The following is a 12,405-nucleotide window of genomic DNA, read 5'->3' on the forward strand; positions in this document are numbered from 1 at the left end:
ACTAGCGCGGCGACAGCCTGACGAATGGGTGGATGCCTGGCTCAGGCTGTGGCGCGCAGTTTTTCAGTGTCCCACTCAAAGAACCCCATGTGCTCGAGGCGTTTGCGGAGTTCCTCAATCTGTTCAGCGGAGGCTGCGGGCAGCGGGGAGCGCACGGGGCCGCAGTCCACACCGACCAGACCCCAGATTGCCTTCAAACCGGCCCTTCCGCAAGTAGCAAAAAGGGTGTCGATCATGACCAGGGCGCGCTGCTGCCACATGCGGGCAGTGGTGAAATCTCCGCACTCCACGGCGGCACGCACGTTCTGATAGATGCTGGCGCCATAGCCGTAGGTGCTGCCGACAGCCCCCTTGTATCCCTGGGCAACCGACATTAAATACGCTTCGTCGGAGCCCGAGAGGAACTCCTTGCCGGGGCCGGCTTCCTGCATCGTTTGCAAATTGTAGAGCGTCGAGCCATCTGAGTACTTGATGCCCACAAAGCTGTCCAGTTGCTCCGATGCCATGGATGTGAATTTTCCCACGTTGATGTTCACACCCGAAAGAAAGGGAATGTGGTAGTAGTAAAAGGGGGTTCGGGGCGCGGCGTCGGTGATGATTTTCAGGCCATCGACCAGTCCCTGCTCGCCCTCGGGCTTAAAGTAGCCGGGGGGGGTGGCGGACACGGCGTCCGCGCCTGCCGACTCCGCATGTGCGGCCAGTTCGGCTGATGCCTGCCAACTGTTGTGGCCAACCTGGATGAAGGTTTTCATGCGGCCTGCGGTGGCTTTCACAAATGCAACAGTGACAGCTTTACGCTCGTCGTCGGTCAGGGAGAACCCCTCTCCCGTACTGCCCAGCACGTAGATTCCCTTGACGCCCTTGTTGACGAGAAAATCCACCTGTGGCTTGATCATGTCGAGGTTGATCGAGCCGTCCCCGTGCATCGGCGTTGCGGTTGCGGCGACGAGGCCGTCAATATTCAAAGCATTCATAAGTTCAATATCTGAAAGATATAAATAACGGGAACACGATGCTCGCACGATTAAAGGAGTGGTTTGTAATCAAGACCACATGGGGCATTAACAACAATGCCCATCACCCATTGTGGATGAGGGGTCACAGCCGCCTGTCCAATAATCGTTTTTACGGAGGCATTTTGTCCGAACAGCTCAGCGCAGGCTGCCGGTGATGCTGCCGCTGAGCTTGTCCATGTCCCTCCGGGTTTCCGGCATCGCTAATGAGCGTGGGAAAGGGTGTTGGTGTGGAAGTGAGGAACACGGTTCGTAACTAACAATTCACTAGATTCAGCGCATGGTTTTGAGGGTGTTGATTCCGGCGGCGAGCTGGAAGAGGTTGGCGGTGGCGTCGTGTTTGATTTGGGTCATCAGGGTGATCCGGGGTGCGGCGTTTGGTTGCTTCCAACGCAGCTTGCAACAGGCGGGCTGCCAATCGCGCCTGCTCGTGCTGAAGGTCTGGCAATCGACCAGCCCAGTCGTTCACGAGCAGGGGATCGATCTTGGTAAATTGCATACGCTCCAGTAAATCTGACAATGACTCAACGGCTCCCTGTTCCTCCTTCGACCGGGCCGAGCGCGATTTATCGTCGGCCTTTGGTTTTTGAGTTTCGAGTTTCGATGTGATTCTAACATGATCCGCCACCAGGTGCTCGACATCCGGGTGACGGGTGACGGCATCGAAAATCACGCCACGCAGTTCTCGCACATTGCCGGGCCAATCGTGAGCAAGCAGCTTTTCCATCGCCTCCGGAATGATCTGGCGGGGGCGGATGCCTTCCCTCTGGGTTTCGGCTTCACGGAGGAGTTTTTCGGCGAGCAGCGGGATGTCGCCCGGGCGATCGCGCAGTGGCGGTAGCCAGATGGTGCCGCCGCTGCGCAGGCGATCGAGAAGATCAGGGCGGAACGTATGGTCGGGGTCCTCCAGATCAGCATTGGTGGCGGAAAGAAAGCGCACGTCCATCGGTAGCGATTCACGTCCTCCCACCCGGGTGATCTGGCGCTCCTGCAAGACCCGCATCAGGGCGGCCTGCACTTCCGACGGCATGTCCGCAATTTCATCGAGAAACAGGTCACCCCCCTTCGCCATTTCGATCAGGCCCACCTTGCCGTCCACTCCCGTTGTCGTCCGGGGCTGAATGCCGAATAATTCGGAGGCAAACAGGTTCGGTGTGAAAACGGCGCTGTTGACCGCGACAAAGCGCGACGAGTTTTCAGTGTTCAGTTTGGAGTTTTCAGGAAGAGGGGCTTCACGCTGGGTTGTGGCGGTTTCTTTGGCGCAGCGGTGGAGGTAGCGGGCGAGAAGCTCTTTGCCGGTTCCGCGCTCGCCCCGAACCATGACATTTTCCCGGTGTCCCGCCGCCCGCCGGGCTTCGCGAAGTGCCAGCAGCAAAGGAATCGAGTGCCCTACCACTTCCCCTGTGGGATCGGGAAGCAGGCCGTGGTTCCACAAGGCCTGTTCCAGGAGTTCCGGTCCCTCGAGTGCGCTGCGGTCGATGAAGCCCAGTGCCCCACGGCGGCTGAATTCCAGACTCACGTCCTTGCGCGGCTTGCTGGATAGAATGAAGATGGGAAGTTCGGGAAACTCTCGGTGAATAGCATCGAGCAAGGTCAGGCCGAAATAAGAGCGAGGATCGTCATCGCCCGGCCGTCCCTCAGGCATTCCGGGGGTGCGCCGATTGCTCTCTTCCGTCACTAATCCTGTGTAAAAACACAGATCGATGAGAACCATGGACCAGCGGGGAGGCGGAACCTTGGGCTTGCGCCCGCGGCGTTTCATCTGTGCTTCTGGCCAACCGCAACGCACGGCGTCGAGGGCGGATTCTAGATCATTTTCAACCGTGTCGCCGATGGTGGCTGCTGCGGGAGTTTGTGCACGGCAGAAGACCGCTTCTGCCGTGGGTTGAAGCACTTTCTGCTTGCTCGACTTGGTTGAGGCATCGCCAGTCACATCTTGCCACAAGAAATGGGCGCATAGGCTTTCACGGTCGGTATTCGGTCCGTCCGGCAAGTTACGGCCAAAGAGGTCATCGAGGATGAGGAGGCGGGGGAGCATCAGTGGATAGGGATGGCGTCGAGCGACAAGTCTGATACCGCCCCTGCAAGTTTTCGTGCTTTCTCATGGAGCTCTCTGACTTTCTCCAGTGAAAGCCCGGAAAGATTCTCAATCTCCTTGCCTAGGGCGTTCAACGCATCTTGAGCGGCACCGGCCTTTCGCTCAGGATGCTCGGTTTCCCGCCAACGGAGTGCGGAAACCGCAAGAACGTAGTCGGACGCAACCTCCGAAGGCTTGCCTGCGCTGATCGTCGCAAACTTTGAATAATGCCTGATCAGTTCAAGCGCTTCGCTGCACCGCTCGGGCCACTCTGCGAGCAAGGACATCAGATCATTGAGTCCAGCCGGATCCTCAACCGCGCCAGAAAGGATCCGTTGGGCGCGATATAAGGCGAAGATCATCCGGTTCTTCAACCAGCCATGATTGAAGTCCGACCTTGCTCGATTCCACTCTTCGACAGTCTTCACTTTCTCAAATAGTCACGGGTTTTCTTGAATGCTTCCAAAGCCACTTTGGAGTCCAGCTCGTCATCACCTTGCGAACTCGAAAGCTTCTCCGAAAGATCCTTCAACGCTAACCCCAGACTCGGATGTCCCTTAAAATCATCGACGCCCAATTCCTCTGATAGATCCCGCTCCAAGGCGGCTAAGCTCTCTTTGAACTTTTCGTCGGGTTCTACAACAATATTCAGGTGCCGCCAAATCGACTGCATCCGGGTGAATCCCTCGGGTGGCTGGGGGAGATCACCATTGATCTGCAACGCATCACACACCCCACGCAGGAGATCCGCGTCGCCTGCTGACGCGGCCTTGGCTGCAAGGAAAGCACCGAGCGTGGCTTCGAGCGCCCTGAGTCGATGCGGGATACGAAACGAAATCAAACCTGCGAGTTCAGGCGGCACGACAGTCCCCTTTCCCAATTGTTTGAAAGCGTCTTGTTTCAAAAGCGCCTCCGAAAGGCGTCCCACGTCATTCGCTTCTTCCGTGTCCCTCAACTCTTCCGTCTTGCGTAAGCACCGGAGACAAAGCGGATTCGCGCTCTCCAGCGGCATCGGATGGAACCCATCACTCGAAAACCGCACCAGGATTCGGCCTTGCGAGACCTTCGCAACAAGCTCCTGCCACTCTGGCTCATGCACGTGAACATATGCAAGGTTCCAGGAACTGTGCTTAATCAGCCACTCCGCAGCACCCGCATCATCGTCGTTCTCGACGGGAACCTTTGTAAACCCCGCAGCCTCCGCTGAACTCAAAAGCTGTCCGCCGACATGATCGAACACCACGCGTTCAGCCTCTGATGCATTGATCGTGTCAGTTTGGGTGCTCATTACCAGTGAATGTGGATGTGGTGAGGACCGAAACTAATGCCAGCTACGACGCGTCCTGGGCCGCCGAAAACTTTCAACAACTGCTTCTTGCCTTCAATCAAGCGCTTCTCTTCCGCATCGTCCGAGTCTTCTTCGAAGCAAATTCCGCGGATACGCGCTTCGAGCACATCCCACAATGCGGGACATACGCCCCCATTTTTCGTTGGCTCAAGCGCGATCTTGGTCGGAAACTCCTCAATCTTTGTTTTCCAACTGTTCGCAATACCCCATTTAAAATCATTACGCCTTCTCAGTGGTAGAGAAATACGGTTCGGACCGGACTCCGCAACGCTCAGTAAAATCGGAGAATCCGTATCTAGCATGCCATCATCCTGCGTTTGCATTCGGGCAAAGAGAACAAGGAATGATGCCAGAAAGGGCAGCCCAGGCTGGCAAGGAAGACGCGTGCAGTCCGATCCAGCTAGATCCACTTCCATCCCCGATAGACTGCCTATCACCGACGCCAGCAACGCCGAAGAAATCTCGTTTTTCCCATAGCCCAGTGATCGATCCCCAACAGTCAAGTAAGCGTTTTCGTGACTCTCCATTTGAAAGACAGCTTTCAAATGGGGATCGGTGACAGAGCTCGCTGTCACCTCATCGACACCCAACACAGATTGTAGCATCTCTTTGTAGAATTCAGGGGACCCCTCAATTGTAAATTGCTCGCCTGCAGTTCCATGAGCGCAGAATTTTGGCTGCACTACCGGGGGCATACTCCCATACTGCTCTAGCCATGATCCGATCATCTTCTCTACACGTGACTCCGGGTGCAGCGTTGGGAAAAGCTCCTTCCATCGTTTCTCAGCATCTTGAAGAATCGACTGCACTTTATTTGCCTGATTCGGACTTCGAGAATAGCTATCTCTCTCAAGGCGCAAGTTTGTCCAGCCATCCTTAGCAAAGCCCGCTTGAATTGTCTCCAGGAACAATTGAATATCGTCGGGGTTAAGCTGAGATACAACGATAACTAATATTTTCGCGTTCTCGGATTTCCCACCAATGACTCCAAGAAGAGAGAGGCCACCAAGCCGTGAATCCAAAATCGTTCCTAATTGTTCACCCGATTTTTTTACCAGTTGAAGTTGATCGGGTTGGCCGGCACTTGTATCCCTTGGGGTAAAGCCGAGCTTAGCGTCACTGGGCAACGCTAGTGAACAAAGGAGTTCTAAATTCTTCTTCACGCTCTTCCAAATTGCCTCGTTTTTCTCCTGAAAACCGAGATCAAGAAGTATCACCTTGTCCGAGGTGTCTTTCTGCAACGTCATTACGGATTCTTTGTAAGCATCCTCTGAGACGCATTCCAAGAATGTGAATTCGCTGAAAAAGGCGTTACCGCTCTCCTCAATAGCAGATTTCGTTATCGACTTTCTGGTGGGGAAGTCATCCGCCTGGAAAAGTTTTGGCATAGCCTATGTAATGTTAGATTTCGGTTGTGACACTTCAAAATTTCCAATAACCGACCACCACTTGCTGTCGTCCTTCGATTTTTCACAGTGATCAAGCATTCCGCGTGCTGCCCCGGCTAAAAAATCTAGCTGGGTGCGTCCCGATCGGCGTGTGGCACCCAAAGTGCCGCTGGACTCATTGAGTTTGTTTCGCACCTCGATCAATTTGGTATCGGTGCATAAGGAGAGCGCTTGAGGAGAGGAGGCCGATAGGGACATCGGTTTCACGCAGGAGGCGCTCCAGACGCTTGGATGGGGAGACGTGCCAGCCGCGCTCGTTCTCGGCTGTGGGTTTATCGAGATCCTCGGCGGTGGTTTCAACGACGAGCAGCTGGAAGGTGTCGGGGTGATCGGGCGATTTGACCGCGTGGGTGGGGATAAGGGTTTCATTGTAGCCCTTGAGAAAGGCGCGGAGGGTATCCGGGACATCATTGCCAGAAACGAAATCATCACTTTGCCAGTGGAGGAACCCGGTGAAGAATGCAGGGAGGTCTGAGATGCCTGGCTCTGATGCTTCATCCCAGCCCTGGAACTCAGTCAGGTGATCGAGGAAATCCTGCTGTACAGGGCGTAGGTTTCGATCATAGTAAATGCCAGTGTCGATGAGGGCGGCAGGTGAGACAACGAGGCCGTCTGGCTGGAGGTAGCCAAGCCAGTTCTGGTGATCGCGAATGTCGTATGGGGTGGGCATTTAGTTCTGCGCGGTGAGGTGGATAACGATATCAAGGAGAGCGCCGGAGATCGGCTGGACTCGGAGGTCTATGGGGAGAAGCAGACCATCCTCCATGGCGATGATATTACCCCGGTGAGTGTCTGAGATGATGACGCTCCGGGCGGGATCAAAGAATGCGATGTCTGAGCCGATGGTGAAGCGCTGCCATCCGGAGGAGGTGAAGAATGTCTCAATCTCCTCCTCGCTGGCGGGCTGGCCTTCGATGGCGGGCTGGCGGATGATGAGGCGGAGTCCGGCGTCCGTATCCAGGGCACCGAGGAACTCCACATTGTCGCCGAAAAGGCGGTTGTGCCACATCCAGCGCTCCAAGTAGTCGATGGGAGATGCCGCGGGCTCCTCGTGCTGACGGTGGACGACGAGCATGCCGAAGTGGTCCGGCCAGGTAGCCTTCAAGTAAGTGGCTGTTTCCGGCTGGAACCAAACCTGGTGCTCGTTTCCCTCATCCCAAGGCGGGGTGGCTAGCTCTGGCGGCGCTTCGGGGAGGAAGAGACCGTTTTGCCGCGCAAGGTCCCGGAAGATTCCGATCTCTTCTGCGTGATAGGTGTAGCCTCCTTAAAAACGCGCAGTTGCTTCACAGCTGTTTCTGAGCTGTGCAACAAGTGACGGGAGCGAGCTTCCCTCATTTTCTGGGCGATTTCCATACTGGGACATTAGTCGATGTGGGGCGGAAGACAAGTGTTATTGTTTGAGCGGTTGGCGGCTAATCATGAGGCCAGAGGTAGACGAGGCCGACGGGTTCGATGCGGGTGGTTTTGACTTGGTAGAAATCACGGATGCGGGCGGGTTCGCGCTCAAGTTCCAGATCGACGCCTTCGAGCCATTTGCGCCAGTAGCGCATGTTCTCTTCGAGCTGCTTCTTCTCATCGGCGGCTTCGATATCAAAGAGTAACGGCTGGTTGGGGTCCTCGTGTTTTTTCAGGGCAGTCAGGACGCGTTTCTTCTGTGCTTCGAGGATGTTGGTCATGGCGTCGGACTCGATGCGGGCACGGTCTTCGAGGCGTTTCTGGGCAGCCTCTTGGGCAGCTTCGCCGCGCTCCTGTAGATGAGGGAGTAGAGCCTCGACATCAGCAGCCATGCAGGTGGTAAGCTGCTTGTGGACCTGGGGGCTGAGTTCATCAGTACCGGATATATTGAACATGGCCTCCTCAAGAATCTGCATAGTGCGGGCCTCGGCATCGCGTGCGTAGGGTGTGAGGCCAGAGGTGCGTTCATTTTCTGGAAGCCAGCGAGCGGTGACGGTAATGATTTCCTCATGGAGGCGTGAGGCACCGGGGCCATAGAGACCAAGCTTGCCGAGCAGGACAACGCGGGGAATTTTATCATCGGACTGGGCAAAGCAGGCTCGGGAAAGGTCATGGTGAACGAAGCCTTGGGATAGAAAGCGGGAAAGCAGACGCTGGGAGATGCGGTGGCCCAAATGGAGCTGCACCGTTTCGTTATCGATGGTGTCAGGCGGAGTGAATGTGACGGGGCGGATGGCAGCGTCTTTACGCCACTGGTAGTTCCGTTTGCCGTCCTTGGGAGGAGTGCGCAGGGAATCGAGCGTGGTGGACCATGTGGGATCAATATTACGGGCACTGAGATCCACAGGGAAATCAATTTCGCCGGTCTCATTTTCGACTAACTCCGGGAAGCCTGAGAGTTTGAGCGAGCTGGAGAGTGCTGTTTTGAAGGCCGAGGTTTTGAAGTGGAGCGACTTTCGTGATTGGTCGAGCTGCCGCTGGAGGGCATCGATTTGAAGCTTCAGCTCCTCGTTTCTTTCGCGCTGAGTTTCCAACTCGTCGGCTATCGTGGCCTGTTTTTCTGAATCATCGGAGGCATCTTCGATACTGGCGGTTAGTGTGTCGATCTCTGAGCGCCGAATACCTCGGCGGAGAGTCGAGAAGACTTTGTTTTCGAGAATCTGGGAGAGCGAGCCGAGTTCCTCCTTGATAGTTTCTGTCTTGCGCACGATGGTCGCTAGAATGCGATCCTCACGTCGCTGGATATAACGGAAGTAATGACAAAAGACTTCATCGGCGGGCTGGAGCTTCCGGTCGATACGGCCGTTGCGTTGCTCCAATCGGCTGGGGTTCCACGGGATGTCGAAGTGGAAGAGGTGTTGGCAATATGCCTGGAGGTTGAGACCCTCGCGAGCGGCGTCCGTGGCGAGGAGGATACGGACAGGATGCTTTGTGGGGTCGGTATTAAAGGCGTGCTTGATCGCTTCGCGTTTATCGGTGGGGGTCGCACCATAAAAAATCTCGATGCGCTGATCGGCGTTCTCAGTGCCGGCGATGAACGCTTGGAGCATGTCGCGGATATAGCGTAGCGTGGTTTCGTATTCAGTGAAGATAATGACGCGATTATCTGACCATTCAGCTCCGGCTTTGGCAGCTTGGCTACCCGGAGTGCCCAGCCCCTCGCACTGGTGTTTGCGCATCCAATCAAGAAGCTTCAGAATACGTGCATCAGGGGCGTAGCGTGCCGATGATGTGATATCGGTGATCTGATCCAGTAGGGCCTTACGCCTTTCGGATGGACTGACTCCAGTAGCTTCAGATGCGGATTCGATCTCGGCATGGTAGGCCTTTTCCACTTCATCGGTATCCTCGTCATCGGTGTGAACTCCCTCAAGTTCGGCCATGTCACTATCACGGCTTAATCCCTCTGTCAGAAGGCTGAGCGGGTGGTTCTGATCTTTCGCGGTGGCTTTTTCGATGCTTCGTTTATGCACCTCCAAGGTGCGTGCAAAAGATTCGATGGAGGAGAATAGGCGCTGCTGGAGATTCGAGAGCACGAGCTGAAACTCGATTTGCTTCTTACGGGTTGATTGTTCAAGCTGCTCCTAGGTGGCTAGGGCGTAGTCTTCGAGAAGCTCTGCGAGTTTTAGCTCTGGAGCATCGGTGGGGAGGTTATCGATTTTTTCCTCGACCACACTGCGTTTCGGAAACCCACCGGCGATCTGGCGGATGTCCTCCTTGAGGCGACGCACCATAATACTTTCGAGGTTAGCCTTGGTGACCGGGACGCCGCGTGTGAAACGTTGTGGATCGAGAAGTTCCAGAAGTGCGGAAAAACTGTTGGAGTGGCCGTTGTGAGGTGTGGCGGAGAGAAACAGCCGGTGCTCGAAGCGGGCTGCTAGATCACGGATGGCGCGGGTGATACGTGAATCGATGGCGTATTTCGCACCACTGGCCGGGGCTGCGTGGTGGGCTTCATCTAAAATGAGAAGGCTTCCAGGTTTGATGTTTCCTAGCCATTCGCGAAGGGGCGATGCGTAGTTCTCATCAATGAGGAGGCGATGGGAGACAAGGAAGCGGGGGAAGGTGGTCCAGGGGTTCACGCCGTAGCCGCGCTCCTGACGGATTTTTTCAAGATAAGCGCGGTCGAGGATCTCGAAGCTGAGCCCAAAGCGGGTTTCCAGCTCGTCTTTCCACTGGCCGAGCATGGCAGGCGGGCAGGCTACGACGATATTCTGAATGCGGCGGCGAAGGAGGAGTTCATTCGCGATAAGACCAGCCTCGATGGTTTTTCCAAGACCTACGTCATCGGCGATGAAGAGGTTGACCTTGGGGAGAATGAGAGCTTTGCGCAGAGGCTCAAGCTGATAGGGGTCAAGACGGATGCCAGCCCGGAAAGGGGATTGAAAAATACGGGGGTCGGTGGCTGTGACGCAGTGCCAGCGGAGGGTGTTGAAGAAGGATGCGAAGTATTCCCGGCTGTCGAAGCCTTTGCTGCCGATGGCATCCCAAGCTTGTTTGGTGATGACTTTTCCATCCTGCTCAAGTTCCCAGATAATCTGAAGTTCGTTGCCTTGGGCATCGTCATCCATGCAAGCGAGGTCAACAACCGTGCCGTATGAGTCATAAGATGCGTTTTCTACGACGTAATGGCGGGTGCGGACCTGGACGATGTCGCCTGTGGTTGGTTTGTCGAGTAGGGTGGGCATAAGCATAGAAATTGAGAGTAAGAGTAGGATGGTCACTCCCAGGCTCTTTTTCATGGTTAGAAATTTATGAGCCTCCGTAAAGGTGGAAATTGGTTGGGAACACATTCATGGTTAGGTTGCGATTGTGCGAATAATAAGTTCATTTGCCCACAAAAATCTCTGGCAACCGGGCAATGGTGAGAGTCCGGTTTTCCGAGATGCTTATGGTGCTTTGGGCCGGCTGTGAGTGGTAGGAAACAGGAGAGTTGCGAGGGGGGAGGGGGACTAGGCTTCCAATGTTCCATCGGTATAATTCGGCCGAACGGGTAAATCGGAACCTGATGCCCATTTTGGCAGCTAAAAAAAACGCCCCACGGGTGGTGGGGCGTTTTGATGGGGGGCGTTGCTGCCGGGTGGCTCAACACACGCTGCCTGTAAGATAACCGATCAGTTCGTCGAGGTCGTCGCGGGTTTCCGGCATGGTGACACCGACGGCCTTCAGGATGAGCGGCAGCTTCGGTCCCAGGGCTTTCCTGATCATGCGGATCTCGAACTCCACCGGGTCATCGGCATCCGCTTGCTCCCCGGCCGGGAACTCGTCCAGCTTGCAGAGCAGGTCGGCGATGAAGTGGGTGATGTGGGCCAGCTTCGGGAAGTTGATCCAGTCGATGGTGTCGAGCTTGTGGTGGTAGTATTTCCCCTGGGCGCAACTGAAGAACAGGAACGGGTGCCCGTTGCGCTCGAAGGCGTGGTGGTCGGACAGGTTGCCCACGTAGCTGTTCAGCGTGGGGAAGATCCTGACGCCCTTGTGATCCGCCGAGACTTCCTCGACGATCTCCGGGAACACACCGTCGCTTTCCGCCCCGGTCATGAACACGATCTTCTCCGTGCTGGGGAGAAGCGGTTTCATCATGGTGGGGATCTCGATGAGGTCCGGGATGCAGAGGTCGTGGCCGATCAGGTCAGTGACAATCACGCCGGCGAAGGTCATCCCCCGGCAGTGGTCGTCATGGAAACGGGTGGATCCCATCGACTTCGACAGGAAATAGGGCGGCTCCTCGGCATCGTAGAGTGCGATGATGAGGTCGCGGTCGAGTTTCCATTCCATCGCCATCTCGGCGATGGCCAGGTTCATGGCGACCGAGGTTGCGTTGTCGTCGGCACAGGGGGCGTCGATGACGCTGTCGTAGTGCGCCCCGAGCAGCAGCGGCGGCAGTTTCCGGTTCGTTCCCGGGACAACACCCACGAGGTTGGTGAAGGTGTGTGGCTTCCCGGTGTCGTAGAGCTTGGCGGTGTAGGGCAGCTCGAAGCTCTCGCCGGAAAACGGGACGAGTCCTGTTTCATCGAGCCGGTCCAGGAGGTGTTCACGGGCGATGTCGTGGCCGGGTTGTCCGACCCGGCGGCCCTTGGGCATGGCGAGTGCCCCGGTGTCCTCACGGAGCTGGCGTTCGAGCTGCTTGTTTTTGTGGGGGATGAGTGATTGGAGTTTCATGGGTTTTGTGGGGTTGGGGGTTGATGGGTCGGGTTATTGTTTGCGCAGCTCCTGCTCGATGAGTTTGAGCAGTTGCCGGCGTTTGGCGGGTTCCATCCGCCGGGAGGTTTTTCTGAGATTGAGTTCCGCGTCCGGCCCGAGGACGATGCGTGTCCACGACTCGGTCACCGGGGCGTGTGGCTCGCTTGAAGGGGAGGACGCCAGTGACGCGGCCGCCGGCTCGCTGGGGGTGATCTGAAGGTCGGCGAAGAGCATTTCCTTGTATTCGCCGGCTGATTTTCCCTGCAGGGTCTTGCGGATGCCCTCCGGGGGACAACGCAGGTAGAGCAGCTTGCGGATCAGCAGCGCCTGGAGGTAGTGCCTGAATCCATACACCGCGCGGCGACCGTCCTTCTCGGGGGCGTC

9 protein-coding genes and 1 pseudogene are annotated in these 12,405 nt (G+C 56.2%); all 10 read right to left on the minus strand.

The genetic code is table 11. The features are described from left to right. Nucleotides 1-41: 41 nt before the first annotated feature. Complete coding sequence (locus H7A51_19950; GenBank protein MCP5538490.1) at nt 42-974, minus strand: dihydrodipicolinate synthase family protein; 933 nt, start codon at nt 972-974, stop codon at nt 42-44. 295 nt (nt 975-1,269) lie between these two features. Next, a complete protein-coding gene (locus tag H7A51_19955; protein ID MCP5538491.1) occupies nt 1,270-3,051 on the minus strand; it encodes a sigma-54-dependent Fis family transcriptional regulator in 1,782 nt (593 codons plus the stop codon). After that, nucleotides 3,051-3,518 (minus strand): hypothetical protein, encoded by a 468-nt coding sequence (locus tag H7A51_19960; protein ID MCP5538492.1) that lies wholly within the window; start codon nt 3,516-3,518, stop codon nt 3,051-3,053. Before H7A51_19960 ends, H7A51_19955 begins: the two co-directional genes overlap by 1 nt. Beyond that, nucleotides 3,515-4,378, minus strand: coding sequence for a hypothetical protein (locus H7A51_19965; protein MCP5538493.1), 864 nt, complete (start codon nt 4,376-4,378; stop codon nt 3,515-3,517). The genes H7A51_19960 and H7A51_19965 overlap by 4 nt, the downstream gene beginning before the upstream one ends. Then, entirely contained in the window at nt 4,378-5,826 is a 1,449-nt protein-coding gene (locus H7A51_19970; GenBank protein MCP5538494.1) for a hypothetical protein, read from the minus strand. The genes H7A51_19965 and H7A51_19970 overlap by 1 nt, the downstream gene beginning before the upstream one ends. 175 nt (nt 5,827-6,001) lie before the next feature. Next, the gene (locus H7A51_19975) at nt 6,002-6,556 is read right to left on the minus strand and encodes a hypothetical protein (GenBank protein ID MCP5538495.1); all 555 of its coding nucleotides are present in this window, start codon (nt 6,554-6,556) and stop codon (nt 6,002-6,004) included. Then, nucleotides 6,557-7,123 (minus strand): hypothetical protein, encoded by a 567-nt coding sequence (locus H7A51_19980; protein MCP5538496.1) that lies wholly within the window; start codon nt 7,121-7,123, stop codon nt 6,557-6,559. Between the two features lie 175 nt (nt 7,124-7,298). Beyond that, nucleotides 7,299-10,535, minus strand: a pseudogene (locus H7A51_19985) (DEAD/DEAH box helicase). Nucleotides 10,536-10,926: 391 nt separating this feature from the next. After that, on the minus strand, nt 10,927-12,000 hold the full coding sequence (locus H7A51_19990) for a M28 family peptidase (protein MCP5538497.1): 1,074 nt from the start codon (nt 11,998-12,000) through the stop codon (nt 10,927-10,929). Nucleotides 12,001-12,033: 33 nt separating this feature from the next. Next, nucleotides 12,034-12,405: hypothetical protein (locus H7A51_19995; GenBank protein MCP5538498.1), on the minus strand; the 372-nt coding region annotated here is incomplete at its 5' end.

Source organism: Akkermansiaceae bacterium, from assembly GCA_024233115.1.
Taxonomy (GTDB): domain Bacteria; phylum Verrucomicrobiota; class Verrucomicrobiia; order Verrucomicrobiales; family Akkermansiaceae; genus Oceaniferula.